This is a genomic window from Streptomyces sp. NPDC000878 (assembly GCF_053599695.1).
In genome coordinates this window covers 99,343-125,432 of record NZ_JBSFMT010000015.1, presented here as the reverse complement: position 1 = coordinate 125,432, position 26,090 = coordinate 99,343, and the positions used below count along the sequence as shown (strand labels likewise).

Below are 26,090 nucleotides of genomic sequence, written 5' to 3'. Positions count from 1 at the left end.
AGCTCACCACTGGGGGGCCTGTGTCGGGGCGCGTGATCATCAGGACGGTCAGTGAACTGTGCGTCACGGTGGGCACGGTGATCGTGCTCTTCGTCGTGTACGTGCTGTTCTGGACCGGCGTGAAGGCCGACGGCGTCATGGACGAGCAGATCGACCGGTTACAGGACCAGTGGTCGAAGGGCACGGTGACACAGGCGCCGGAATCCGAGCCGTCGGCCACCCCCACGACCACGGCGGGCCCGAAGCCGCCCGGTCCGTACAGCTCGGGCAAGCCCTTCGCGATCATGTACATCCCGCGGCTTGGTTTCACGTGGAACAAGCCCGTGCTCGAAGGCACGAAGACGAACACCCTGAAGAAGGGCCTCGGCCACTACGCCACCACCGCGCGGCTCGGCCAGGAGGGCAACTTCTCGGTCGCGGGCCACCGGCGTACGTACGGCGATCCGTTCAAGGACTTCCCGAAGCTGCGCCGTGGGGACGCGGTGGTGCTGACGGACGGGACGACGTGGTTCACGTATCGGATCGACAAAGGCCCCTACAAAACCGTGCCCACGGACATTGAGGTGATCGATCCTGTGCCACGTAAGAGCGGGTACACGCGTTCGGGCCGGTATCTCACGCTGACCACGTGCGATCCGGAGTGGGGGCACAGCCATCGGCTCATCGTCTGGGCACACCTGGATTCCACACAGCCTGTGGAGGCCGGGAAACCTGGGGCGCTGCGCCGTTAATCTGGTGAGGTACGCGTGAGTCCGGTGCCGCGAGTCGGGTGCCGTGGGCGACGGAAGGGACGGCATGTACGGCTGGATCTGGCGGCATCTGCCGGGGAACGCGTGGGTGAAGGCGTTGCTCTCCCTCGTGCTGGCGCTGGCGGTGGTCTACGTGCTCTTCCAGTACGTCTTCCCGTGGGCCGAGCCTCTCCTTCCCTTCAACGATGTGACGGTGAACGACCAGTGAGCGCACGGATTCTCGTCGTCGACAACTACGACAGCTTCGTCTTCAACCTGGTCCAGTACCTGTACCAGCTGGGCGCCGAGTGCGAGGTGCTGCGCAACGACGAGGTGTCGACGGCGCACGCGCAGGACGGCTTCGACGGTGTGCTGCTGTCGCCGGGCCCGGGTACGCCCGAGGAGGCCGGCGTCTGCATCGAGATGGTGCGCCACTGCGCGGCCACCGGGGTGCCGGTGTTCGGGGTCTGCCTGGGCATGCAGTCGATGCAGGTGGCGTACGGCGGTGTGGTGGACCGGGCGCCCGAGCTGCTGCACGGCAAGACGTCCCTCGTGGAACACGAGGGCAAGGGCGTCTTCGCGGGCCTCCCCACGCCCTTCACGGCGACCCGCTACCACTCGCTGGCGGCGGAACCGGAGACGGTCCCGGCCGAGCTGGAGGTCACGGCCCGTACGCACGACGGGATCATCATGGGCCTCAGACACCGCGAACTCCCGGTCGAGGGTGTGCAGTTCCACCCCGAGTCGGTGCTGACGGAGCACGGTCACCTGATGCTGGCCAACTGGCTGGTGGAGTGCGGCGACCGGGGTGCCGTGGCGAGGTCGTCGGGGCTCGCCCCGGTGGTGGGCAGGGCCACGGCGTGACCGCCCTGCGCCCCGAGCGCGAGTCCGGCTCCGCGTACGGAGACACCGGCGACCAGGGAACCCCGTACGGGCAGCAGGAGCCGTACGGGGTGCCGGGTGCGTTCGAGGCGGCGGCGGAGCGGCCGGCGGATCCGCTGAGCGACCCGTTGCCGGGGCAGCGGAACGACCCGCCGCCGGGCAGCGGGCGGCGCAGGCGCGGCCATGCTCGGCCGTACGACGCCTCGGCCGAGCAGGGGGCGGCGGAGCACCGCGGCTCCGGGCCCGAGTCGGAGTACGACTCGCGGGGGTACGCGCAGGACTGGCAGGTGGGGGTGTACGAGGAGCAGGTGCCGTACGCGCCTCCCGTGGCCCCTCGTGCGACGCAGCCGCCCGTGGCTCCTCCCGTGGTGCTGCCTCCGGTCGACGAGGAGACGGTGGCGCTGCGGCTGGCGGATCTGCCGCGAATACCCGACGAGGACTCGGTGTCGGCCGCCTCAGCCGGCGCAGGGGCCACAGGCGCCTCTGAGGGCCCTTCGGCGGCCGGTGGGCGGGCAGCGCGCCGGAAGGCCGCCAAGGCCCGTCACGGGCGCCATGGAGGCCCTCAGGAGGCATCGGAGGGCGCGGCGGCCGAGGCGGCGGAGGGAGCGCCCCTCTCGCGGGTGGCGGCGCGGCAGGCGGCGCGGGCGCAGAAGCCGGGCATGGCCGTGATGGCGAGCCGGGCGGTCGGCGAGGTGTTCATCACCACAGGTGTGGTGATGCTGCTGTTCGTGACCTACCAGCTGTGGTGGACGAACGTACGGGCGCACGCGCAGGCCGGGAACGAGGCGAGCAGCCTCCAGGACGACTGGGCGAGCGGGAAGCGGGCGCCGGGGGTGTTCGAGCCGGGGCAGGGGTTCGCCATCCTGGACATCCCCAAGCTGGACGTGGTCGTGCCGATCGCGGAGGGCACCAGCAAGAAGAAGGTGCTGGACCGGGGGATGGTCGGCCACTACGCGGAGGGCAGCCTCAACACGGCGATGCCGTCGGCGGCGACCGGCAACTTCGGGCTCGCGGGCCACCGCAACACGCACGGCGAGCCCTTCCGGTACATCAACCGGCTGAAGAAGGGCGACGCGATCGTCGTGGAGACGCAGGACAAGTACTACGTCTACAAGATGGAGGCGATCCTGCCGGTCACGTCGCCGAGCAACACGAGCGTGCTGGACCCGATCCCCAATGGCTCGGGTTTCACCGAGCCGGGCCGCTACATCACCCTCACGACCTGTACTCCGGAGTTCACGAGCAAGTACCGGATGATCGTGTGGGGCAAGATGGTCGAGGAACGGCCGCGCAGCAAGGGCAAGCCGGACGCGCTCTTGTAGTACCGGTCTCGTGCAGCAGTAAGGGCGATGAAGAGTGGCAGCGACGACGGACCACGACGAGCAGACCGCGGACGCGCCCGTTTCCCCCTCGCAGGCCCGCCCCAGGAGCACGGGCGGCAAACTGGCCACCGCGGTGAGCGTTTTCGGCGAACTCCTCATCACGGCGGGCCTGGTGCTGGGCCTGTTCGTCGCATATTCGCTCTGGTGGACGAACGTCGTCGCGGACCGCGAGGCGAACAAGCAGGGCGACGAGGTACGCGATCACTGGGCCGACACGGACACGGGCCCCGCCGCGTTTGACACCAAGGACGGCATCGGCTTCCTGCACGTCCCGGCGATGAAGAACGGCGAGGTCCTGGTCAAGAAGGGCACCTCGTCGAAGGTCCTGAACGACGGCGTCGCCGGCTACTACACGGACCCCATCAAGTCGGCGCTCCCCCAGGCGAAGTCGGGCAACTTCACCCTGGCGGCACACCGGGACGGCCACGGCGCCAAGTTCCACAACATCGACAAGCTGAAGAAGGGCGACCCGATCGTCTTCGAGACGAAGAACGAGTGGTACGTCTACAAGGTCTACGACACCCTCCCGGAGACCTCGAAGTACAACGTGCAGGTGTTGTCGGCGGTCCCGAAGGAATCGGGGAAGAAGAAGCCCGGCCGCTACATCACGTTGACGACCTGCACACCGGTGTTCACGTCGGAGTACCGGTACATCGTGTGGGGGGAGCTGGTGCGGGTGGAGAAGGTGGATTCGAAGCGGACGGTGCCGGAGGAGTTGCGGTGACGCGCAGCAACTCAGTGCCTCTAGCATGGCGAAGGCCCGAAGCCGCAACTTCCTTTTGCGGCTTCGGGCCCCTTTCTGTGGGTGGCGCAGTTACTCCAGGATCTCCAGCGGTGCTCCGGCGCTCCACTCCTCCAGCAGCCCGCGGTGTACGACAGTGATGCCGCCGTCGGCGGCGATGCTCAGCGCCTCTGGGGTGAAGGGGCACGTTGCCACGTAGAGCGCCACTTCCGCGCTGTACAGCACCTTGGCCGAGCCGACGAACTTCTGACGTCGGGGCTGGTGATGTTGAGGTAGGGCGCGAACCTCTTGCACTGGACGACGAGGCGTCGTCCGTCGGCTGCGAGCGCGATGATGTCGACGCCCCGGTCTCCGTGACCGCCTTGGACGACGACGTTCGTACAGCCGTCGCGGCGCAGCAGCTTGGCGATGTGGCGCTCGAACGTGCGGCCGTTCATGGCGTCCATGGAGGCCATGACTCCGGGGAGCGGCCGCCCCTCGTACGGGCTTTCGAGCCTCTGCAGCCGGGCGTGGTGCTGCCGGAGCCGCTGCTCGACTCGCTGGACGCCGGCCCGCAGGGCGATCAGCTCCCTGCGGTGCTCGCCCGACGTTTCGATGAGGGCGTTGAACATGGGGACGACGGTCTTGCCGAGGATGTGGGTGATGCGCTGGTCGATACGGTCGTCGAGGGTGATGGCTGTGTCGGCTGCCGGGGTGTCGACCGGGCGTGTGCGCGCCAGGTGCTCCATGTCGAGAAGGTAGGTGCGGACCCGACGGGCCACGTCGCTGTCGCGGAGGAGCATCGCCGCGTTGAGAACGGCTCGGCGGGACCAAAGGGCGAGGCTGGAGCGGGGCTGTGGACAACTCTCTGGATAGAGAGACAACGTGTCTCGCTTAAATTGCGCGAGCTCTTCGCCGCGCAGGATCCGCAGGCCGTTCACCGTCAGCTCGTCCCGGTGCCGCTGTGCCATCCGGTTGACAGCTCGCTCGGCGACCTCGAAGTACATCGCAACCATCGCCGTAGTCACATGCATGCCGTCCGGCAGCAGAGACAGTGCTTTGACTTTGTCCAGCACTTCGGTGCGTTCCAGCGCACTGTCCCGCAGCGCCTTCGACTCCAGCAGTGCCGCTTCGTTGATCACGTTCCGTTCTCCTCGGCTCGTCGGGTTTTCCTCACCCGTCCAACGAGTCCAGGCATACGAAGTTCTGGTCGGATTTCGTACACGGGTATGAGTGAGCCCCGGCGCCTGAGCAGGTGCCGGGGCTCACTCGTGTGACAAGCGGGTCAGCCGAAGATGCCGCCGTTGTCGTTGTCGCCGTTGTTTCCGCCGTTGTTGTTGTTTCCGAAGCCGACGCTCTGGAGCGTGACCTGGGTGCTGCCCGGGTCGTCGACCTCGTTGCCCCCGTCAGGGTCCTGGTCCGTGACGATCGCGGTGTCGCTCTGGTCGCTGCCGTTGCTGAACTGGATGTTGGTGAAGCCGGCCGCCTGCAAGGTCTGCTTGGCCTGTCCCACCGTCTGTCCGACGACGTTCGGGACCTCGGCCTTGTCGGCCGCCTTGCCGATCTGGATGCTCACCGTGGAGCCCGGGTCGGCCTGGGTGTTGGCCTGTGGCGAGGTCGCGATGACCTTGCCGATCTGGTTGTCGTCGTCGGTCTCGACCTCCGTGCACTCGCCGACGAGGCCGTTGGCCTGCATCTGCTGCTTGGCGGTGTCACAGTCCTGGCCGGTGACGTCCGGGACGGTCGACTTCTCTTCTTCCTTGGCGACTTCGAGCGTGACCGTGGAGCCCTTTTCCAGCTCGGTACCGGGGTCCGGGTTCTGGCTGAGGACCGTGCCCGGGTCCTGGGAGGACTCGGTCTCCTTGGTCTTGACGTCGAAACCCTTGTCCTGAAGCTGGGACGTGGCCGTGTCGACGTCCTTGTCGATGACGTTCGGCACCGCGATCTTCGGCGCCCCGGTCGACACCACCAGCGCGATGGTGTCGCCCTTCTTCACGTCGGCCCCGGGCGCCGGATTCTGCTCACAGATGTTGCCCTTGGGCTCTGCCTCACAGGCCTTGTTCGTGAACGTCAGTTTCAGTTCGACGTTCACCGCTGCCTTCTCGGCATCGGCCTTGGTCTGGCTGACGAAGTTGGGGTTCGTGATGGCGGCGTCGCTGACGTTCTGGCCGTCGAAGACCCACCTGCCGATCAGGATCGCCCCCACCAGCACCAGCAGGCCCGCCACGACCAGCAGGATCGTCGAGGTGTTCGACTTCTTCGGCTGCTGGCGCCGCCGGGGACCGCGGTCGTCGTAGCCGAAGCCGCCGTCGTCCGGGTTCATCGGGGGGAGCATGGTGGTCGCGCCGGCGTCGGAGCGCAGGGCGGTGGTGGCCTGGTCGTCGGGGTAGCCGTAGCTGCCGTAGCCGACCGAACTCATGGCCGCCGCGGCTGCGACCGGCTGGCCGTCGAGGCAGGCCTCGATGTCGAGGCGCATCTCGTCGGCGGACTGGTAGCGGTAGTCCGGGTCCTTGACCAGGGCCTTGAGGACGATGGCGTCCATCTCGGGCGTGATCTCGGGGTCGAACACCGACGGGGGCTGCGGTTCCTCCCGTACGTGCTGGTAGGCCACCGCGACCGGGGAGTCCCCGATGAAGGGCGGACGTACCGTCAACAGCTCGTAGAGGAGACAGCCGGTCGAGTACAGGTCGCTTCGCGCGTCGACCTGTTCGCCCTTCGCCTGTTCCGGCGAGAGGTACTGGGCTGTTCCTATGACCGCCGACGTCTGCGTCATCGTCATGCCGGAGTCGCCCATCGCGCGGGCGATGCCGAAGTCCATGACCTTGACCTGGCCGTTGCGCGTGAGCATCACGTTGGCCGGCTTGATGTCGCGGTGGACGATGCCGCTTCTGTGGGAGTACTCCAGTGCCTGGAGAATCCCGATCGTCATCTCCAGCGTCCGCTCGGGCAGCAGCTTGCGGCCCGAGTGGAGGAGTTCGCGGAGGGTCGAGCCGTCCACGTACTCCATGACGATGTACGGGATGGACGTCCCGTCGATGTAGTCCTCGCCGGTGTCGTACACGGCGACGATCGCGGGATGGTTGAGCGAGGCGGCCGACTGGGCCTCCCGGCGGAACCGGGCCTGGAAGGAAGGGTCGCGCGCGAGGTCGGCGCGCAACGTCTTCACTGCCACGGTGCGGCCCAGGCGGGTGTCATGTGCGAGGTATACCTCCGCCATGCCACCACGGCCGAGCACCTGGCCCAGCTCGTACCGGCCGCCGAGGCGACGCGGCTCTTCCATAGCTTCCTACCAGCCCTCTCCGTCGGTCCCGACCGCACCTGCTGTGTGGTCCGGCGGTGTGCCGTCCGGGGATACGGTACCCGGGTTCATTTGTGTGACCTGGCCAAGCCCGTCAGCCGATACCGGACCGGTATCGCAACGTGCACCGATGTGAAGGGGACGTGACGGGGCTCACTGCTTGCTCGCGATGACCGCCTCCATCACGCTCTTGGCGATGGGCGCGGCCAGACCGCCGCCCGAGATGTTGTCACGGACGGCGCCCTCGTCCTCGACGACCACCGCGACGGCGACCGGTGAGCTGCCGTCGGCGAGCTTGGCGTACGAGATGAACCAGGCGTACGGCTTCTCGCTGTTGTCGACGCCGTGCTGGGCGGTGCCCGTCTTGCCGCCGACGGTGACGCCGCTGATCTGGGCGTTCTTGCCGGTGCCGTCCTTGACGACCGTCTCCATCATCGACTGGAGGATCTGGGCGTTCTTGGAGGACAGCGGCTGGCTCATCTCCTCGGGCTCGGTCTGTTCGAGCACGTCGAGGTTGGGGGCCTGGAGCTTGTCGACCATGTACGGCTTCATCAGCTTGCCGTCGTTGGCGATCGCGGAGGCGACCATGGCCATCTGGAGCGGGGTCGTCGCGGTCTCGAACTGGCCGATCGAGCTGAGGGCGGTCTGCGGCTTGTCCATGTCCTCCGGGAAGTTGGAGGCGGCGGAGCGGACCGGGATGAACTGCTCGGAGTTGAAGCCGAACTTCTTGGCCTCGGCGAGCATCTTGTCCTTGCCGAGGTCGGCGCCGATCTTGCCGAAGACGGTGTTGCAGGAGTACTGGAGGGCGACGCGCATGGTCGCGTTCTCGCAGGGGATGTTGCCCTCGTTCTTCAGCTCGGTCGTGGTGTCCGGGAGGGTGTAGGGAAGCGGCGAGTTCGTCTTCTCGTCGGCGTCCGTGTACAGGCCGTTCTCGAGGGCCGCCGCCGCCGTGACGACCTTGTAGGTGGAGCCGGGCGGGTAGATGTCGCGCAGGGCCCGGTTGAGCATGGGCTCGTCGGGGTCCTTGGCCTTCTGGAGCTTCTGCCAGGCCTCGGAGTCCTTGTCCGAGTTCCCCGCGAACACCGAGGGGTCGTACGAGGGGAAGGAGGCCAGCGCCAGGATCGCGCCGGTGGACGGGTCGATGGCGGCCACCGCGCCCTTGCCGCGGTCCTTGAGGCCGTCGTACGCGGCCTTCTGGGCGGCGGCGTTGAGGGTGGTGACGACGTTGCCGCCCTGCTTCTTCTTGCCCGTGATCATGTCGAGGGTGTTGCGGAAGAAGAGCCGGTCGTCGTTGCCGGTGAGGATGCCGTCGTCGATGGACTCCAGCTGCGTCGCGCCGAACGCCTGCGAGGCGTACCCGGTGACGGGCGCCCACATGGGGCCGTCCTTGTAGGTGCGCTTGTACTCGAAGTCGGTGCTGTCGGACGTGGTGGAGCCGGTGATCGACTTGCCGTCGACGATGATGTCGCCGCGAGGTGTGGCGTACCGCTCGATGGCGACACGGCGGTTGTACTTGTCGTCCTTGAGTTCGTCGGCCCGGACGTACTGGAGCCAGTTGTCGCGGACGAGCAGGGCGAGCACGAGGAGTCCGCAGAAGAGCGCGATCCGGCGCAGGGGCTTGTTCACGGTCGGACCACCTGGGTCATCTCGGCGTCGGGGCTGGGGGCCGGGGCGGGCGCGGGGCGGCGCGCGGTGTCGCTGATTCTCAGGAGGATGCCGATGAGGGCCCAGTTGGCGATGACGGAGGAACCTCCGTACGCCAGGAAGGGCATCGTCATACCGGTGAGCGGGATGAGGCCCATGACACCGCCGGCGACGACGAAGACCTGGAGGGCGAAGGCGCCGGAGAGGCCGATGGCGAGGAGCTTGCCGAAGGGGTCGCGGGCGGCGAGGGCGGTGCGGACGCCGCGTTCGACGACCAGGCCGTAGATGAGCAGGATCGCCATGACGCCGGCCAGGCCGAGTTCCTCGCCGAAGGTGGCGAGGATGAAGTCGGAGTTGGCGGCGAAGCCGATGAGGTCGGAGTTGCCCTGGCCGAGGCCGGTGCCGAGGGTGCCGCCGGAGCCGAAGGCCCACAGGGCCTGCATGGACTGCTCGGTGTGGCCGGCGACGCCCTTCTGGCTGAGGAGGTACTCGTTCATCGGGTCGAGCCAGGCCTCGACGCGCTGCTGGACGTGAGACTCGAAGCCGGCGACGCCGACCGCGCCGGCCGCGGACATCAGCAGACCGAAGACGATCCAGCTGGTCCGCTCGGTGGCGACGTACAGCATGATGATGAACATTCCGAAGAACAGCAGCGACGTACCGAGGTCGGTCTCGAAGACGAGGATCAGGATCGAGATGATCCAGACCACGATGATCGGACCGAGGTCGCGGCCGCGGGGCAGGTACAGGCCCAGGAAGCGGCGGCTGGCGAGGGCGAGGGCGTCGCGCTTCACCATCAGGTAGCCGGCGAAGAAGATCGCGAGGGCGATCTTGGCGAACTCACCGGGCTGGACGGTGCCCAGGCCGGGGATCTTGATCCAGATCCGGGCGCCGAAGATGTTGACGCCGAGGCCCGGGACGAGCGGCAGGACCAGCAGGACGAGCGCGCCGGCCATGGAGATGTAGGTGTAGCGCTGCAGGATGCGGTGGTCCTTGAGGAAGACCAGCACGGCGACGAACAGGGCCACACCCAGCGCGGAGTACAGCAGTTGGCGTGGGGCGGCCTCGACGTAGATGCTGAGCCGCTGGAGCCGCTTGGACTGGTCCAGCCGCCAGATGACGACCAGGCCGATGCCGTTGAGCAGCGTGGCCAGCGGCAGCAGCAGCGGGTCCGCGTACGGGGCGAACTTGCGTACGACGAGGTGGCCGACGCCGGCGATCAGGCCGAGGCCGAGGCCGTAGGCGAGCAGGCCGGCCGGGACCTTGTCGTTGATGGCCAGGCCCACGTTGACGTAGGCGAACACCGGGATGACCACGGCGAACACCAGCAGCGCCAGTTCGGTGTTGCGTCGGCTCGGGGTGCCGATCGCGCCGATCGTGGACGTGTGGTGTGTCGGACTGTTGGTTGTACTGCTCATCGTATGAAGTGGCCCCTCACGGCTTGCCTACTGCTTACCGCACTGCGAGACCAGCTTCTGCTCTTCCTCAGAGAGGCTGGGGCCGGGTGTGGGAGTGGGTGCGGTTGTGGACGGGGACGCCGATCCGGACGGCGTCGGGCTCGGCGTCGGGCTCGGCGTTGCCTTGGACGCGGCGGCGGTACGGGTGGTTCCCGTGGTGCCTCCGGCCTCGCCTTCGCCGGTCTCGGCGTTGTTCGCGTTGTCGGCCGCGCGCCGGGCTTCCTGCTTCTTGCACGCGGAGGCCTGGGTGGCCAGTTCGGAGATCTTCGACTGGGCGTCCTTGAGGCCGCCCTCGGTGATCGTGGCCTTGACCTGCTTCTGCTGGTACGACGGCAGGTACTTGAGTTCGATCTCGGGGTGGTCCTTCTCGACCTTCGAGAGCGAGACCCAGGCCAGGTCCTGGCTGATGCCCCGGTACAGCGCGACGTGCTCGTCGTTGGCGCCGACGTAGTACTGGGTCTGGGTCCAGCGGTAGCCGCCGTACAGGCCCCCGCCGATGACGGCGAGGGCGAGCGTGATGTAGAGGGTTCTCTTGAACCACCTGCGGCCGGCGCTGGGCTTGACGAAGTCCTCGTCGGTGTAGCCGCCGAAGCTCCCGGTCTGGATGTAGCCGGTGGTGTCGCCGGAGCCGGGCGGGCCGAACTCGCCGCCCCCGCCGCCGTGCGCGGGCCGCTGCCGGCCGAGCCCGGAGGCACGTCCGGCGGGCGTCTGCATGGCGCCGCCGTCGTGCAGGTTGTGCTGGTTCTCGGCGACCGCGCCGACCACCACGGGTACGTCGGACAGCTGCCCGGCGAGGGTGTCCCCGGTGTCGAGGTCCAGGACGTCGGCGACGATCACGGTGATGTTGTCGGGGCCGCCGCCGCGCAGGGCCAGCTCGATGAGCTGCTGCACGGTCTCCTGGGGGCCCTGGTAGCTGGCGAGGGTGTCCTCCATGGTCTGGTGGGACACGACGCCGCTGAGCCCGTCGGAGCAGATCAAGTACCGGTCGCCGGCGCGGACTTCGCGGATGGAGAGGTCGGGCTCGACATGGTCGCCGCTGCCCAGCGCGCGCATCAGCAGGGAGCGCTGCGGGTGGGTGGTGGCCTCTTCCTCGGTGATGCGTCCCTCGTCGACGAGGCGCTGCACCCAGGTGTGGTCCTGTGTGATCTGCGTGAGGACGCCGTCGCGCAGGAGGTAGGCGCGCGAGTCGCCCACGTGTACGAGGCCGAGGCGCTGGCCCGTCCACAGGAGGGCGGTGAGCGTGGTGCCCATGCCCTCCAGCTGGGGGTCCTCCTCGACCATCATCCGGAGCTGGTCGTTGGCCCGCTGCACGGCGGTGCCGAGCGAGGTGAGGATGTCGGAGCCGGGGACGTCGTCGTCGAGGGCGACGATCGTGGAGATCACCTCGGAGGAGGCGACCTCACCGGCCGCCTGTCCGCCCATGCCGTCGGCGATCGCGAGGAGGCGGGGACCGGCGTAGCCGGAGTCCTCGTTGCCCTCGCGGATCATGCCTTTGTGCGATCCGGCGGCGAAGCGCAGTGACAGACTCATGCGCACCTCGCCCGTCGGCTCCGGGTACATCCGCACGGTGCCCACCCTCCGGTCGGGAGCGCGCCGCGGTCCGTCGCGTGGACCGCCGCCGCGTGCTCGCTCCGCTCGCGCCTATTCATGATGTAGCACTACTTCCGCAGCTCGATGACGGTCTTGCCGATGCGGATCGGCGCGCCCAGCGGAATCGGTGTGGGAGTAGTCAGTCGGGTCCGGTCGAGATAGGTGCCGTTCGTGGACCCCAGGTCCTCGACGATCCACTGGCCGTCCCGGTCCGGGTAGATCCTGGCATGCCTGCTGGAGGCGTAGTCGTCGTCCAGCACGATGGTGGAGTCGTGGGCCCGGCCGAGCGTGACGGTCTGCCCCTGGAGCGCGACGGTGGTGCCCGTCAGTGTGCCCTCGGAGACGACCAGTTTGCTGGGTGCGCCCCGGCGCTGCCTGCCGCCGCCGGACGGCTGCTGCTGGCGCTGCGGTGGTGGCGCGGCGGCCTGTCGGGCGGCGGCCTGCTGCTGCCGGCCGCTGTCACGCCTCGACCCGCGCTGGGTGACACGCGTACCGAACAGATCGCTGCGGATGACCTGCACGGCCACGATCACGAACAGCCACAGTACGGCCAGGAAACCCAGCCGCATGACCGTGAGGGTCAGCTCTGACATTGCCCCCGCTTCACCCTTCGGCTTGCCGGTAAATGATGGTGGTGCTGCCCACGACGATCCGCGAGCCGTCGCGGAGCGTAGCGCGGGTGGTGTGCGTTCCGTCCACCACGATGCCGTTGGTGGACCCGAGATCCTGGATGGACGGGGGCGTTCCGGGACGGATCTCACAGTGCCGGCGTGAGACGCCGGGGTCGTCGATCCGGACGTCGGCCTCGGTACTGCGGCCCAGCACCAGCGTCGCGCGGGTGATCTGGTGGCGTGCGCCGTTGATCTCGACCCACGCGCGCGTGCGGCCCGCTCCCGCTGTCGGCCGCTGCCCCATGGGCGGGCCCGCGGGGGCGGCGCCGGGACGTCCGCCGGGGGGCGGCGCGGCAGGCATCGGGGGCGGTGCGGAGGCCGGCGGATAGCCGTAACCACCTGCGGCTCCGCCCGCGCCGGGCCGGCTCGGCGGCGGAGCCGCAGGAGCGGCGGCGCCGGGGCCCGGACGGCCGGGGGCCTGCTGGTTGGTGGAGGAGGCGAGCGTACGGCTGCGCACCCGGTACAGACCGGTGTCCAGGTCGTCGGCCTTCTCCAGGTGCACCTTGATGTCGCCCATGAAGGTGTAGCGCTGCTGCTTGGCGTAGTCCCGCACCATCCCGGCGAGTTCGTCGCCGAGCTGCCCCGAGTAGGGGCTGAGGCGGTCGTAGTCCGGTGTGCTCAGTTCCACGATGAAGTCGTTGGGTACGACGGTCCGGTCGCGGTTCCAGATGGTCGCGTTGTTGTCGCACTCGCGCTGCAGCGCACCCGCGATCTCCACGGGCTGGACCTCGGACTTGAACACTTTGGCGAAGGTGCCGTTGACCAGACCTTCGAGACGCTGCTCGAACTTCTTCAGGACTCCCATGGGGCACCTCCTCCTAGTTGCTGCTCTGTCTGAACCGTGCGTACTGCCCTGCGTACCGCTTCTGCTGTGCCTGCCGTACTTGGTACTGCTTACTGATCGTATCCACGCGCCGGGAAATCGGCTGGTTCCCCCTGTCAGCCCGGTCGACAGGTGTCGACGCCTGACGAAGTTCCCTGAGAAGCTCCTCTTCGAACTCCTCGGGCCGTACTCAGATCGTAGAGGCGGCGCCAAACCAGTGTCCCGCACCTGACTGTGCACCTTGCCCGCCTCCTGAGGAGATGGGCTGGACCGGTACGAGGTTGATACGTGAACAGGCACGTGTTGATACGTAGTCGCGGCCGGTCCGGCTCGGTCTGGGTGGTCGGGGGCGGAGGGAAAGGGATGTGAACCCACCACCTCCAGCGTGCTAATCTTCTCGATGTCGGAAGGCCCCAGCACCGCACGGAGCAGGGCTTGAGGACACACCCAATGCGCGGGTGGCGGAATAGGCAGACGCGCTGGATTCAGGTTCCAGTGCCCGAAAGGGCGTGGGGGTTCAACTCCCCCCTCGCGCACAAGTGAACGGCCCTCATCGTGGATCACGATGAGGGCCGTTTCGCGTTGTCCTCGCACGTCGCGCAGGTGTCCTGCGGGTGTGAGGTCTCTCTCATATGAGGTGCGTCCCACGAGTCGGACCGGGGTCGAAGAGTTATCCACAGGCTCTGACGGGATTTGTCCGGCGGCGGTACGGTCGTCGCGAGTTGATGTTGACAGTGGTGGACGAAGCGGGGAAGGCGGTCGCGATGACCGAGGTCGGTACGGAGACGGCGGGGGCCTCGGTGGCGCCGAGCCGGGCACGGGGGCTTCCCCGGGTGCGTGGCTTCGCGCAGTGGCAGGCGGAGGGCTCCTCCCCCAAGGAGGAGGGGAAAGCGCTGCGGCGGCAGGTCCCGCGCGCCGCGCACGCCTCCTTCGACTCCGGCACGGACGGTTCGCGTCCGGACGCGGAGGCGGCGGTCAGGGAGTCCAACCTCGGACGTATCCCCGGGCTGACCCCGATAAGGGTGGGCAGGATGGCGGCCACCCCGTTCGCGTTCCTGCGCGGTTCGGCGGGCCTGATGGCGTACGACCTCGCCCGTACCCCGATGACCAGGATCCGCGCCCAGATCTGCGGCGACGCCCACGCGGGCAACTTCGGGCTGTACGGGGACGCGCGCGGCGGTCTGGTCATGGACCTGAACGACTTCGACGAGACGGTCCTGGGCCCCTGGGAGTGGGATCTCAAGCGGCTCGTCGCCTCGCTCGTCCTCGCGGGCCGGGAGGCGGGCGCGGACGAGGCCACCTGCCGGGGGGCGGCGCACGGCGCGGTCGGCGCGTACCGCCGCACGATGCGGCTCCTCGCGAAGCTGTCGGTGCTGGACGCGTGGAACGCCATCGCGGACGAGGAACTCGTCTCCTACACGGACGCCCACGACCTGATCGGCACGCTGGAGCGGGTCTCCGAGAAGGCGCGGGGCAACACCAGCGGGCGGTTCGCGGCCAGGTCGACGGAGGTCACCGAGGACGGCGGGCGGCGCTTCGTGGACGCGCCGCCGGTGCTGCGGCGGGTGCCGGACGCGGAGGCCGAGGTGGTGGCGGCGTCCCTGGAGGAATACGTGGGCACGCTCTCGGAGGACCGGCTCCCGCTGCTGGCCCGGCACGCGGTGCACGACGTGGCGTTCCGCATCGTCGGCACGGGGAGCGTGGGCGCGCGGTCGTACGTCGTGCTGCTGCTTGACCACCGTGGTGAGTCCCTCGTGCTCCAGGTGAAGGAGGCCCGGCCCTCGGCGCTGGTTCCGCATCTGGCGACCGCCGGCTTCGACCCGGTGGAGGCGGCGGGCGCGGTGCACGAGGGGCGCCGGGTGGTGCTCGGGCAGAAGCGTATGCAGGTCGTCAGCGACATCCTCCTCGGCTGGACGACGGTCGACGGACTGCCTTTCCAGGTACGGCAGTTCCGCAACCGCAAGGGCAGCGTCGACCCGGCCGCGCTCGCCGCCGACCAGGTCGACGACTACGGCCGGATGACGGGCGCCCTCCTGGCCCGGGCCCATGCCCACAGCGCCGACCCGAGGCTGATCGCCGGCTACTGCGGCAAGGGCGACGAGCTGGACGAGGCGATGGCGACGTTCGCCGTGTCCTACGCCGACCGTACGGAGGCGGACCACGCGGTTCTGGTGGAGGCGGTGCGGGCGGGGAGGATCGCCGCGGAGATGGGCGTCTGACGGGGACGGGAGTATGAGGGCCGCGGGGCCGCCACAGGGTCTGTTCGGTGGCCCTCGGTGTGCGGGTGAGCCGTGGCCTACGCTGGGCGGGTGACGACCCCGGAAGCTGAGCAGTCCTTGTCCGTGCCCGAAGCCGACGGGCCGCGGGAGCCCCTTGACGCGCAGGCGCCGTCCGGCGCGGCCGATCAGGCCGGGGGGGCGGCCGAGGGCGTGGCTGCGGCGGCTCGGCCCGAGGAGCGGCTGGAGCGGGCCGTACGGGTCGCCGAGCAGGCGCTCATCGAGTACGAGATCGCGGTCGAGACCTTCCGGATCGAGGTCGAGAACTTCTCCCGGCTGCACCACCAGAAGCTCGGCCCGATGTACGCCCGCCTCGACGAACTGGACGCCCGGATCGCCGAGGCGAAGGCCGCGCGGACCGGTGCCCCCGAGGACGTGCTCGCGGCGCAGGAGGCGCGGGCGCGGGTCATGCCGATGCCCGGTGTCGAGGAGCTGTTCCACGGCTGGATGGACTCGGAGGGACTGTTCCCGGAGGCCGTGGCGATGCTCACCGACCAGCCGGTGCGGCCTCCGCAGCGGGTCCGTCCGAGCGACGAGGCCCGCAAGCTCTACCGCGAACTGGTCCGCAAGGCCCACCCGGACCTCGCACAGGACGAGGAGGAGCGGGCGCGGCGCGACGAGTTCATCTCCCGGGTCAACGCCGCCTACGGGCGCGGTGACGAGGGGCTGCTGCGGGAGCTGGCAGAGGAGTGGGCGGCCGGTCCGGCGCCCGCCGAGTGGCAGCCGAGCCACAGCGAGGAGCTGTACGCCCGCCTCGAATGGCTTTCCCAGCGCAAGGAACTGCTCACGCTGGTCGCCAGTGAACTGGAGGAGGGTGCGATCGGCGCGATGCTGAAGCTCGCTCCGGACGACCCGGACCGCCTCCTGGAGGAGATCGCCGAGCAGCTCCTGGCGCAGGTCGCGCAGCGCGAGAGGGAACTCGCGGAGTTGCTGGAGCAGTGACCTGGGTATCGTCGGGGACATGAGTTTCGGAGCTGGTGTGCCCACGGTCGAGGTCACGGACCTCAAGGACGGCGACTTCCTGCTGGACGTCCGCGAGGACGACGAGTGGCAGGCGGGGCACGCCGAGGGGGCGTTGCACATCCCGATGAGCGAGTTCGTCGCCCGCTACGGCGAGTTGACGGAGGCGGCGCCGCAGGACGGCCGGGTCAACGTGATCTGCCGCTCCGGTGGCCGGTCGGCCCAGGTCACCAACTACCTGGTCCAGCAGGGCATCGACGCGGTGAACGTCGGCGGCGGTATGCAGGTGTGGGAGGCGGCGGGCCGCCCGGTCGTGACGGATGAGGGTGCGCCGGGCTTCGTCGCCTGAACCCCCGTATCCCTGTGTCCCGTCCCGTACCCCGCGTACGTGACGGCCCGCCGCCGTCTTCAGCCCAGTTGGTGGGCGGCGAGCAGGTCGCCGAGGGCCTCCTCGTGTGCGGCGGCCGGGCCGAGCGACAGTTCCAGGTACTTGGCCCAGGCGTGGTACCGGTGCAGCGGGTAGTCGGTGTCGGCGCCGAAGCCGCCGTGCAGATGCTGCGCGGTCTGCACGACCCGTCGTACCCCTTCCGAGGCCCAGATCTTGGCGACGGCGACATCCCCGGACACGGGCAGCGTGCCTCCGGCCCTCGTGCCGACCCGCCACGCCGCCTGCCACAGCGTGACCTCCATCGCGCGCAGGTCGATGTACCGGTCGGCGGCCTGCACGGCGACGGCCTGGAACGTCGCCAGCGGATACCCGAACTGCTCCCGCTTGCCGGTGTAGTCGCTGGTCATGCCCAGCACCGCCGTCCCCAGCCCGAGCGCCAGCGCGCAGGTCCCGACGGTCAGCAGGTCGCGCAGCCACGGCCAGGCGCCGTCGGCGTCGAGGACGTACCGGTCCGGCAATCGCACGGAATCCAGGCGCAGTTCGCCGAGCCGCTCACCGGCGGTGGATATCTGCTCGGCGAGGACGGCGCCTTCGTGGACGCGGGGGACCAGGGCGAGGACGGTCCGGTCGGCGCCGGTGTGCGCGGGGACGAGGACGAAGTCGGCGTTGTGCGCCCAGGGCACCGCCGTCTGTACGCCGTCGAGCACCCAGAGGTCACCGTCCCGCCCGGCGGTCACGGCGAGTTCGGCGGGGTCGTGGCCGGTGCGGCCGTGCGCGGCGACGGTGAGCACGAGTTCGCCGGTCCCGGCCCGGCGCAGTATCTCGCCCCGCAACTCCTCGTCCCCGTACGCCTGTACGGCCGCCGTGGCCGCGCAGCTCTCCAGCAGGGGCACCCTGGCCAGCACCTTCGCGGACTCGCGCAGTACGAGGCACAGGGCGATGGCGTCGAGACCGGCGCCGCCGAACTCCTCGTCGAGCAGCAGGCTCAGCAGATCCGCAGCGGCCAGCCGCTCCCACAGGGCCCGGTCGAAGTCGTCCGCGACGGCACCCGCGACGAGCGACGGACTGGGCACCGAGTCCGGCGCGACTCCGCCGAACACCGCCAGGGCCGCCTCGACCGCCGCCTGCTGCTCCTCGCTGAACCTGAAGTCCATGGTGCTGTCCTCTCGGGGCGGGGCGGGTATCTGACGGGGCGTCAAGATAGAACAGGTTGTAGAAGAAGGGAACGGGTGGGGGTCCGGGGCGCGGAGTGCGGGGCGAGTGAGCCGACCGATCGTTCGGTTCGTCCGAGTCGATGATCCGGCGGCGGGCCGTAGGGTGTCAACGGCTGTGGATAACTCTCCGGGCCGACCCTCCCGGGTGCCGTGCGGAGGTCGTGCAAGGTGTGCGGAGGGGGCTGCGCGGGGCGGGTGGGCCTGAGTACCGTGCCCGTGCGCACGCCGTGTCGTGGGGTGTGCGGGCGCAGTGGGACCGGGGATCGGGAGACGGGGCGGAATGGACGCGTACGAGGCAGGCTCGGACGCCCGGCACGGGCGCGACGAGCCCGGCGGGGTCGAGGGTTCCCCGCTCGACGGCCCCCCGCCGCCCGGGTCCGGCCCGCCGGAGGGTGACAGCGCACCTCCCCTCGGCACACCGGCCCCCGACGGTTCCCAGGAAGCCCCCCGCCCGTCACTGGCCGCCCTCTCCCTTCCGTACCAGATAGGCGCCGCCCTCGCCCTCGCGGTCGTCGCGGTGGCCGCGTGTGCGCACCTCGGGATGGTCTTTCTGCACGTCGCGCCCTCGAACACGGTCACCAAGCAGCACGCGCGGACGATCGACGACTGGATCTACCCGGAGTTCGAGCAGAACTGGAAGCTCTTCGCCCCCAACCCGCTCCAGCAGAACATCGCTGTCGAGGTCCGGGCCGATGTCCGTACCGCGGACGGCGGGGCCCGTACGACCGCCTGGTACGACCTGTCCGCGCTGGACGGCGAGGCCATCCACGGCAATCCGGTGCCGAGTCACACCCAGCAGAACGAGCTGCGCCGGGCCTGGGACTTCCTCGTCGCCTCGCACGACGCCCAGAACCGCCCCTCGGGCCTGCGCGGGGCCCTGGCCGAGGAGTATCTGCGCCGCATCGTCGTCCTGCGTCTCGACCGTGAGGACGCGGCCGGCCCCGGCGGCACGATCGACCGTGTCCAGGTCCGCTCCCGCAGTACGAACGTCCGGCCGCCCGAGTGGAGCCAGGAGCAGGCGCAGGTGCCCGAGAAGCCCATGTACCGCGTACTGCCCTGGTGGCCCGTCCCCGACGGCGAGACGGTCGCGGGCGTGGCCGACGGGGCGGAGGCGGACGGCTCATGAACCGCATCGCCCCCGCGGCCTCCCGTTCGTTCTCCCGGTCGGTCTCCCACGGCATCGGCCGGGTCACCGAGAACGCCCTGGGTCCCTATCAGGCCGCCGTCGTCCGGATCGGCTTCTCGGCGACCTGGCTGCTGTTCCTGCTGCGTGAGTTCCCGCACCGGCGGGAGCTGTACGGGCCCGACGGCCCCTGGAGCTGGGATATCGCCCAGCAGCTCACCGCGGACAACGGCGCCTTCACGGTCCTGATGTGGTCCGGCAGTCAGATCTGGTTCGAGCTTGTCTATGTGCTCGCCGTGCTCGCCAGTCTGCTGCTGTTGCTCGGCTGGCGGACCCGCGCCCTGTCCGTGGTCTTCATGGTCGGTGTGCTCTCGCTCCAGAACCGCAGCATCTTCGTGGGCGACGGCGGCGACAACGTCCTGCACCTGATGTCGATCTACCTGGTGTTCACGCGCTGCGGCCAGGTGTGGTCCCTGGACGCCCGGCGCGCCCGCGAGGCACGCGCGCGCGTGCTCTTCGATGCCCCTCCCGACCGGGTGGGCCCCGCGCTCTGGACCGTCCTCGGGGTGCTCCTCGTCGCCGGTACCGCCGCCGGCAAGCTCGACGGCGACCCGCTGGTCCCGGTGATCCTCTGGGGCATGTGGCTGGCGCAGGGCGTGTGGTGGGCCGTGGCGCGCCGGGGGCGTGGTGGTGAGCCCCGGATGCTCCTCGACATCGTCGGCAACCTCGTGCACAACGCGGCGCTCTTCGTGATCATGGCCGAGGCCTGTCTGATCTACGCGACGGCCGGCTGGTACAAGATCCAGGGTTCGCGCTGGCAGGACGGCACCGCCGTCTACTACCCGCTCCACCTCGACTACTTCTCGCCGTGGCCCGCGCTCTCCGACCTGATGTCGTCGAGCGGCACGATGGTGATGCTGGTGACGTACGGGACGGTGATCGTGCAGGTCGCCTTCCCGTTCACGCTCTTCAACCGGCGGGTCAAGAACATCCTGCTGGCCGTGATGATGACCGAGCACGCCGTGATCGCCGTCGTCCTCGGGCTGCCCTTCTTCTCGCTCGCGATGATCGCCGCGGACGCCGTGTTCCTGCCGACCTCCTTCCTGCGCCGCCTCGGCGACCGGGCGGCACGCGCGCGTGGACACCTGATTACCCGGCTGCCGGGTAACAGACGTGAAGCGCCCGACCGGCATACGGTGGACGATACGGCGGAACCCCTGCATGTGGGCTCACCAATCGGATTAGCGAAACGTAGTGATGCTGTGGCAGAGTGCGACATGCACGCCCGGCGCCCAGGCGACGTCGGGCACCCTCCTCGGTGAGGTCGCGAGACCTGGCCGACCAGCGTCCGGAGGGACGTGCCACGCGGGCTGACGATTCTGGTCGTTCGGTACCAGGGCACGAAGGCGACTGGCTCACATCACTGAGCAACACCCAGGATCACTAAGCCAATCAGAGACGCTTCAAGGCATGACGGACGCAGCAACGAACCCGAAGACGGCCTCAGTGACCGGCGCGGCAGCCGAGTGGCACCGCCTCGCCGGTACGGCCGTCCTGCTCGACGGCTTCCACGCCCTCAAGCACGCCGTCCGCTTCGGCGCGCGGATCCCGGTGGCCGTGACCGCCGACCGACGCGCGACGCTCGCTCTCGCCGACGAGCTGGCTCCGGACGTACGGGACACCCTGGACGCCCTGCTGACCGAGGTCCCGGAGCCGACGTACACGTCCCTCGTGCCGCGCCCGCATCCCACCGCGGTAGCCGCCCTGGCCGTACGGCCCTCCCGCGCGGCCCATCTGGAGGCGCTCGCGCACACGCCCCGGACCGCGCCTGTCGTCGTCCTCGACAACCCGCGCAACCTCGGCAACGCCGGGGCGGTGATCCGGCTCGCGGCCGGGTTCGGCGCGACCGGGGTCGTCACCACGGGGACGCTCGACCCCTGGCACCCCACCGTCGTACGCGGTGGGGCGGGGCTGCACTTCGCGACCGCCGTGGAGCGGCTGGAGGTGGCCGAGCTGCCGTACGGGCCGGTGTTCGCGCTCGACCCGGAGGGCGACGACATCCGGGGCCTGAAGCTCCCGGACGACGCCGTGCTCGCCTTCGGCTCCGAGCGCAGCGGGCTGTCGCCCGACCTACGCGCGCGTGCCGACCATCTGGTGTCCCTCCCGATGCGCCCCCAGGTCTCCAGCTACAACCTCGCGACCAGCGTGGCCATGACGCTGTACCACTGGAGCGTCACGGGCGGCGCGGCCTTCTGAGTGTGCGGAGCCCGCGCCCTTAAAGGGGCGCGGGGAACTGCGCGACCAGCCCCCACTGGGCCGCAGTGAACGAACCGCGTATCCAGAGGAGTGCTCAGGCCTGCCTGCGGACCTCCACCACCCGGAACCGGTTAGCCACGAACGCCCCGTCGCACAGGGCCGCGTTCGCTGCCGGGTTGCCGCCCGAGCCGTGGAAGTCGGAGAAGGCGGCCGTCTGGTTGACGTACACCCCGCCGGTCAGGTTCAGGGACAGCTGGGCGCACTCCTCCAGGCAGGCCTCCTCGACGGCCTGTTCGAACTCCGGGTCGGTCGTGTACGCGCCGACCGTCATCGCGCCCTTCTCCCGGACCGTCCGCCGCAGCAGCCGCACCGCGTCCGCCGCAGAGTCGACCGCGACGGCGAAGGAGACCGGGCCGAAGCACTCGCTCATGTAGGCGGCCTCGGAGTCCGCCCCATCCCAATATTTCTGCGCGCCGTCGAGCTTCACGATGACGGGGGTGCGGACCACGGCGTCCGGGAAGTCGGGGTTCGTGATCTCCCGTGAGGCCAGGGCGACTTCGCCGAGCCCGGCCGCCGCCTCCAGGCGTGCCTTCACGTCGGGGTTGACGATCGCGCCCAGCAGGCCGTTCGCGCGCGCGTCGTCGCCCAGGAGACCGCCGACGGCGGCGGCGAGGCCGGTGACCATCTCGTCGTACGACTTGTGGCCCTCCTCCGTACGGATGCCGTCGCGGGGGATCAGGAGGTTCTGCGGGGTCGTGCACATCTGGCCGCTGTACAGGGAGAGGGCGAAGGCGAGGTTCGACAGCATGCCCTTGTAGTCGTCGGTCGACTCCACGATCACCGTGTTGACGCCGGCCTTCTCCGTGTAGACCTGCGCCTGGTGGGCGTTGGCCTCCAGCCAGTCGCCGAACGCCGTCGAGCCCGTGTAGTCGATGATGCGGATCTCGGGGCGGGTCGCCAGGGTCTTCGCGATGCCCTCGCCGGGGCGCTCGGCCGCCAGGGCCACCAGGTTCGGGTCGAAGCCGGTCTCCGCCAGGACCTCGCGCGCCACCTGGACCGTCAGCGCGAGCGGCAGCACCGCGCGCGGGTGGGGCTTCACGAGGACCGCGTTGCCCGTGGCCAGGGACGCGAACAGGCCCGGGTAGCCGTTCCACGTGGGGAAGGTGTTGCAGCCGATGAGGAGGGCGATACCGCGCGGGACCGGCGTGAACTGCTTGGTGAGGGCCAGGGGATCGCGCTTGCCCTGGGGCTTGGTCCACTCCGCGGTGCCAGGGGTGCGGACCTGCTCCGCATACGCGTACGCCACCGCTTCCAGGCCGCGGTCCTGGGCGTGCGGGCCGCCCGCCTGGAACGCCATCATGAAGGCCTGGCCGCTGGTGTGCATGACCGCGTGCGCGAACTCGTGCGTCCGGCCGCTGATCCGCTTGAGGATCTCCAGGCACACCATCGCGCGCACTTCCGCGCCCGCGTCCCGCCAGGCGCGCTGGCCGGCCTGCATGGCGGGCAGCAGCACGTCGACGTCCGCGTGCGGGTAGGTGACGCCCAGGGCGATGCCGTACGGGGATTCCTCGCCGCCGACCCAGTCGTCCGTGCCGGGCTGGTCGAGGTCGAGGCGGGTGTTCAGGACGGCGTCGAAGGCGGCCTTGCCCGCGGCCAGGTCCAGGCTGCCGTCCGCCCCGTACGCCTTGGGGTGTTCGGGGTGCGGGGACCAGTACGCGCGTGTGCGGATCGCTTCCAGCGCCTGGTCGAGGGTGGGCCGGTGCTGGGCGATCAGCTGGTGCGCGGTGAGTTCGGCGGCCATCGGTGAACAACTCCTCGTCTCAAGAGCACTTCGTTGAGCTCATGACCTCGGACATGACCTGGGCCATGACCTGGGCAGGAAAGGCACGACAGAGTTAGAGTAACCGAACGATCGGTCGGGACAAGGGGGTCCGCCGCATCTGTGGACAACCCCGTGCGGGAGGATCGCGCACATGACAGCACTCGACCTCAGCAGCCCCGTGGCCGTCGTCGGCACCGGCACCATGGGCCAGGGCATCGCCCAGGTCGCGCTGGTCGCCGGTCATCACGTACGGCTGTTCGACGCCGCTCCCGGGCGGGCCCAGGAGGCCGCCGACGCGATCGGCGCGCGGCTCGACCGGCTCGTCGAGAAGGACCGGATGACGGCGGTCGACCGGGACGCCGCCCGGGGCCGGCTGCACGCCGCCGGGAGCCTCGGCGAACTCGCCGACTGCTCGCTCGTCGTCGAGGCCGTCCTCGAACAGCTCGACGTGAAGCAGGAGTTGCTGCGCGCCCTGGAGGACGTCGTCGACGACGACTGTCTGCTCGCCACCAACACCTCCTCGCTGTCCGTCGCCGCCATCGGGGGCGTCCTGCGCAACCCGGGCCGGTTCGTGGGGCTGCACTTCTTCAACCCGGCGCCGCTGCTGCCCCTCGTGGAGGTCGTCTCCGGGTTCGCCACCGACGTCACGTCGGCCACGCGCGCGTACGAGATGGCCCGCGCCTGGGGCAAGACCCCGGTCGCCTGCGCCGACACCCCCGGCTTCATCGTCAACCGCCTCGCCCGGCCCTTCTACGCCGAGGCCTTCGCGGCGTACGAGGCCCAGTCCGCCGACCCCGCGACGATCGACGCCGTGCTGCGCGAGTGCGGCGGCTTCCGGATGGGCGCCTTCGAGCTGACCGACCTCATCGGCCAGGACGTCAACGAGGCGGTCACCCACTCCGTGTGGCGGGCCTTCTTCCAGGACGTGCGGTTCACGCCCTCGCTCGCCCAGCGGCGGCTCGTCGAGTCGGGCCGGCTCGGCCGCAAGACCGGGCAGGGCTGGTACGAGTACGGAGACGACGCCGAGCGCGCCGAACCGCACACCGCAGAGCGGGCCCAGGCGCCCGCCTACGTCGTCGCGGAGGGCGACCTGGGCCCCGCGTCCGACCTCCTCGCGCTGATCCGCGAGGCGGGCATTCCCGTCCGTGAGGACGAGGAGGACCACGGCACCCGGCTGGTGCTGCCCAGCGGCGGCCAGCTGGTCCTCGCCGACGGGCAGACCAGCGTCGAGTTCCGTGACGTCGTCTACTTCGACCTCGCCCTCGACTACCGGCGGGCCACCCGCATGGCCCTGTCCGCCTCCCAGGACACCCAGCCGCAGACCCTCACCGAGGCCATCGGCCTCTTCCAGGCGCTCGGCAAGGACGTCAGCGTCCTCGGGGACGCCCCCGGCATGATCGTCGCCCGTACGGTGGCCCGGATCGTCGACCTCGCGCACGACGCCGTCGCCAAGGGCGTCGCCACCGAGGAGGACGTCGACACGGCGATGCGCCTCGGCGTCAACTACCCGCTCGGGCCCTTCGAGTGGAGCCGCAGGCTCGGCCGGAGCTGGGCGCACGAGATCCTCGACGAACTCCACCAGCGCGACCCGAGCGGACGGTACGCGCCGTCCCTCGCGCTCTACCGCCACGCGTACGCCACCGACAAGCGGGAGGGCACCCCATGACCACCGCCAAGCGCGACACGTACACGCCGACGACGCTGCTCCAGGTCGCCGTCCAGGTCTTCATCGAGCGCGGCTACGACGGCACCTCCATGGAGCACCTCTCCAAGGCCGCGGGCATCTCCAAGTCGTCGATCTACCACCACGTCACCGGCAAGGAGGAGCTGCTGCGCCTCGCCGTCAGCCGGGCACTGGACGGGCTCTTCGGGATCCTCGACGAGGAGCACGCGCGCGTGGGGGCCGCCGCCGGACGCCTGGAGTACGTCGTACGGCGCATGGTCGAGGTGCTCATGGCCGAGCTGCCGTACGTGACGCTGCTGCTGCGGGTGCGCGGCAACACCGACACCGAGCGCTGGGCGCTGGAACGGCGCCGGGACTTCGACCACCGGGTCGCCGAGCTGCTCAGGGCCGCGGCGGCCGAGGGGGACGTACGCGCTGACGTGGAGGTGCGGCTCGCGACGCGGCTCGTCTTCGGGATGATCAACTCGGTCGTCGAGTGGTACCGGCCCGACGGACGCGGCATGGGTGAGCGGGAGGTCTCCGACGCGGTGGTGCGGCTGGTCTTCGGGGGCCTGCGCAACCCCGAGTGACCTGCCGGGGGCTCAGCCCTCCAGGTCCAGGTCCTCCTCCTCGAACACCAGCAGCGTGCGCGTGCTGAGCACCTCCGGCATCGCCTGGAGACGCATCAGCACCAGCTCGCGCAGCGCCTTGTTGTCGGGGGTGTGGACCAGGAGCAGAACGTCGAAGTCGCCGCCCACCAGGGCGATGTGGTCCGCCCCCGGGAGCTGCCTCAGCTGCTCGCGGACCGTGCGCCAGGAGTTCTGGACGATCTTCAGGGTGATGTACGCCGAGGTGCCCTGACCGGCGCGTTCGTGGTCCACGCGGGCGCCGAAACCGCGGATCACGCCGTCCTCCATGAGGCGGTTGATGCGCGCGTACGCGTTGGCCCGGGACACGTGCACCCGTTCGGCAACGGAGCGGATCGAGGCGCGGCCGTCCGCCTGGAGCATCCGCAGGATGTCCTGGTCGATGGCGTCCAGCGGGCGCGCGGGCGGCAGGGTGCCGCTGCCTTCCGGACGTTCGGCCATTTGTTCAGGTGCCATGTCCCCCCGCCTCCCTACCATGGACGTACTGCGTCCATCTCAGGCTGTGGAGAACCGTTTGTCCACAGCCTGACGGTGCCTGTAGCCAA

At 69.8% G+C, this 26,090-nt stretch carries 24 protein-coding genes and 1 tRNA gene; 14 read left to right on the top strand and 11 right to left on the bottom strand.

Annotated features, from left to right (window positions below; all coding sequences use genetic code 11):
• Positions 1–20: 20 nt before the first annotated feature.
• From ACWDR4_RS16460 to ACWDR4_RS16440, 5 genes are read left to right on the top strand one after another with little or no spacing between them, the layout of a single operon-like run.
• Positions 21–731 (top strand): class E sortase, encoded by a 711-nt coding sequence (locus tag ACWDR4_RS16460; RefSeq protein ID WP_450409029.1) that lies wholly within the window; start codon positions 21–23, stop codon positions 729–731.
• Between the two features lie 43 nt (positions 732–774).
• A complete protein-coding gene (locus ACWDR4_RS16455; RefSeq protein WP_198539328.1) occupies positions 775–957 on the top strand; it encodes a hypothetical protein in 183 nt (60 codons plus the stop codon).
• Entirely contained in the window at positions 954–1,592 is a 639-nt protein-coding gene (locus tag ACWDR4_RS16450) for an aminodeoxychorismate/anthranilate synthase component II (RefSeq protein ID WP_369029156.1), read from the top strand. Before ACWDR4_RS16455 ends, ACWDR4_RS16450 begins: the two co-directional genes overlap by 4 nt.
• The gene (locus ACWDR4_RS16445; RefSeq protein WP_450409027.1) at positions 1,589–2,932 is read left to right on the top strand and encodes a class E sortase; all 1,344 of its coding nucleotides are present in this window, start codon (positions 1,589–1,591) and stop codon (positions 2,930–2,932) included. The genes ACWDR4_RS16450 and ACWDR4_RS16445 overlap by 4 nt, the downstream gene beginning before the upstream one ends.
• A gap of 34 nt (positions 2,933–2,966) precedes the next feature.
• Positions 2,967–3,716, top strand: coding sequence for a class E sortase (locus ACWDR4_RS16440; RefSeq protein WP_450409025.1), 750 nt, complete (start codon positions 2,967–2,969; stop codon positions 3,714–3,716).
• A 90-nt stretch (positions 3,717–3,806) separates the two neighbouring features.
• Here the strand turns inward: ACWDR4_RS16440 and ACWDR4_RS16435 are convergent, their stop codons facing one another.
• The 8 genes from ACWDR4_RS16435 to ACWDR4_RS16400 form a co-directional block, all read right to left on the bottom strand.
• Entirely contained in the window at positions 3,807–3,929 is a 123-nt protein-coding gene (locus ACWDR4_RS16435) for a hypothetical protein (protein WP_450409023.1), read from the bottom strand.
• A complete protein-coding gene (locus tag ACWDR4_RS16430) occupies positions 3,896–4,855 on the bottom strand; it encodes a restriction endonuclease (protein WP_450409021.1) in 960 nt (319 codons plus the stop codon). Before ACWDR4_RS16430 ends, ACWDR4_RS16435 begins: the two co-directional genes overlap by 34 nt.
• A gap of 143 nt (positions 4,856–4,998) precedes the next feature.
• Complete coding sequence (gene pknB, locus ACWDR4_RS16425; protein ID WP_450409019.1) at positions 4,999–6,993, bottom strand: Stk1 family PASTA domain-containing Ser/Thr kinase; 1,995 nt, start codon at positions 6,991–6,993, stop codon at positions 4,999–5,001.
• Between the two features lie 171 nt (positions 6,994–7,164).
• Complete coding sequence (locus tag ACWDR4_RS16420; RefSeq protein ID WP_450409018.1) at positions 7,165–8,637, bottom strand: peptidoglycan D,D-transpeptidase FtsI family protein; 1,473 nt, start codon at positions 8,635–8,637, stop codon at positions 7,165–7,167.
• Positions 8,634–10,073: an FtsW/RodA/SpoVE family cell cycle protein gene (locus ACWDR4_RS16415; protein ID WP_450409017.1), complete on the bottom strand. Its 1,440-nt coding sequence runs from the start codon at positions 10,071–10,073 to the stop codon at positions 8,634–8,636. Before ACWDR4_RS16415 ends, ACWDR4_RS16420 begins: the two co-directional genes overlap by 4 nt.
• Positions 10,074–10,100: 27 nt before the next feature.
• Complete coding sequence (locus tag ACWDR4_RS16410; protein WP_450409094.1) at positions 10,101–11,672, bottom strand: Stp1/IreP family PP2C-type Ser/Thr phosphatase; 1,572 nt, start codon at positions 11,670–11,672, stop codon at positions 10,101–10,103.
• Positions 11,673–11,770: 98 nt separating this feature from the next.
• Positions 11,771–12,295, bottom strand: a complete 525-nt coding sequence (locus ACWDR4_RS16405) for an FHA domain-containing protein FhaB/FipA (protein WP_450409015.1) — start codon at positions 12,293–12,295, stop codon at positions 11,771–11,773.
• Between the two features lie 10 nt (positions 12,296–12,305).
• The gene (locus ACWDR4_RS16400) at positions 12,306–13,178 is read right to left on the bottom strand and encodes an FhaA domain-containing protein (RefSeq protein ID WP_450409013.1); all 873 of its coding nucleotides are present in this window, start codon (positions 13,176–13,178) and stop codon (positions 12,306–12,308) included.
• Between the two features lie 470 nt (positions 13,179–13,648).
• Here ACWDR4_RS16400 and ACWDR4_RS16395 point away from each other — a divergent pair.
• The 4 genes from ACWDR4_RS16395 (at position 13,649) to ACWDR4_RS16380 (ending at position 16,781) form a co-directional block, all read left to right on the top strand.
• Positions 13,649–13,732: transfer RNA gene (locus tag ACWDR4_RS16395), tRNA-Leu, on the top strand.
• 228 nt (positions 13,733–13,960) lie between these two features.
• Positions 13,961–15,415, top strand: coding sequence for a DUF2252 domain-containing protein (locus ACWDR4_RS16390; protein WP_450409092.1), 1,455 nt, complete (start codon positions 13,961–13,963; stop codon positions 15,413–15,415).
• A 90-nt stretch (positions 15,416–15,505) separates the two neighbouring features.
• Complete coding sequence (locus ACWDR4_RS16385) at positions 15,506–16,414, top strand: hypothetical protein (RefSeq protein WP_450409011.1); 909 nt, start codon at positions 15,506–15,508, stop codon at positions 16,412–16,414.
• A 37-nt stretch (positions 16,415–16,451) separates the two neighbouring features.
• Positions 16,452–16,781: a rhodanese-like domain-containing protein gene (locus ACWDR4_RS16380; protein ID WP_369029269.1), complete on the top strand. Its 330-nt coding sequence runs from the start codon at positions 16,452–16,454 to the stop codon at positions 16,779–16,781.
• Positions 16,782–16,840: 59 nt separating this feature from the next.
• Here the strand turns inward: ACWDR4_RS16380 and ACWDR4_RS16375 are convergent, their stop codons facing one another.
• Positions 16,841–17,974 (bottom strand): acyl-CoA dehydrogenase family protein, encoded by a 1,134-nt coding sequence (locus ACWDR4_RS16375; protein WP_450409010.1) that lies wholly within the window; start codon positions 17,972–17,974, stop codon positions 16,841–16,843.
• Between the two features lie 340 nt (positions 17,975–18,314).
• Between ACWDR4_RS16375 and ACWDR4_RS16370 the strand changes: the two genes are divergently transcribed.
• The 3 genes from ACWDR4_RS16370 (at position 18,315) to ACWDR4_RS16360 (ending at position 21,413) form a co-directional block, all read left to right on the top strand.
• Entirely contained in the window at positions 18,315–19,160 is an 846-nt protein-coding gene (locus ACWDR4_RS16370) for a DUF5819 family protein (RefSeq protein WP_450409008.1), read from the top strand.
• Entirely contained in the window at positions 19,157–20,479 is a 1,323-nt protein-coding gene (locus tag ACWDR4_RS16365; protein ID WP_450409007.1) for an HTTM domain-containing protein, read from the top strand. The genes ACWDR4_RS16370 and ACWDR4_RS16365 overlap by 4 nt, the downstream gene beginning before the upstream one ends.
• Before the next feature lie 148 nt (positions 20,480–20,627).
• Complete coding sequence (locus tag ACWDR4_RS16360) at positions 20,628–21,413, top strand: TrmH family RNA methyltransferase (protein WP_450409005.1); 786 nt, start codon at positions 20,628–20,630, stop codon at positions 21,411–21,413.
• Between the two features lie 94 nt (positions 21,414–21,507).
• Here the strand turns inward: ACWDR4_RS16360 and paaN are convergent, their stop codons facing one another.
• Positions 21,508–23,214 (bottom strand): phenylacetic acid degradation protein PaaN, encoded by a 1,707-nt coding sequence (gene paaN / locus ACWDR4_RS16355; protein WP_450409003.1) that lies wholly within the window; start codon positions 23,212–23,214, stop codon positions 21,508–21,510.
• Between the two features lie 172 nt (positions 23,215–23,386).
• On the opposite strand from paaN, the gene ACWDR4_RS16350 reads away from it, so the two are divergent.
• Positions 23,387–24,901, top strand: a complete 1,515-nt coding sequence (locus ACWDR4_RS16350) for a 3-hydroxyacyl-CoA dehydrogenase (RefSeq protein WP_450409001.1) — start codon at positions 23,387–23,389, stop codon at positions 24,899–24,901.
• Positions 24,898–25,488, top strand: a complete 591-nt coding sequence (locus ACWDR4_RS16345) for a TetR/AcrR family transcriptional regulator (protein WP_450408999.1) — start codon at positions 24,898–24,900, stop codon at positions 25,486–25,488. The genes ACWDR4_RS16350 and ACWDR4_RS16345 overlap by 4 nt, the downstream gene beginning before the upstream one ends.
• Before the next feature lie 12 nt (positions 25,489–25,500).
• Here ACWDR4_RS16345 and ACWDR4_RS16340 read toward each other — a convergent pair whose 3' ends face one another.
• Positions 25,501–25,986 carry an Lrp/AsnC family transcriptional regulator gene (locus ACWDR4_RS16340; protein ID WP_450409090.1) on the bottom strand — a complete coding sequence of 162 codons (486 nt, stop codon included), beginning with the start codon at positions 25,984–25,986 and terminating at the stop codon, positions 25,501–25,503.
• Positions 25,987–26,090: the final 104 nt, after the last annotated feature.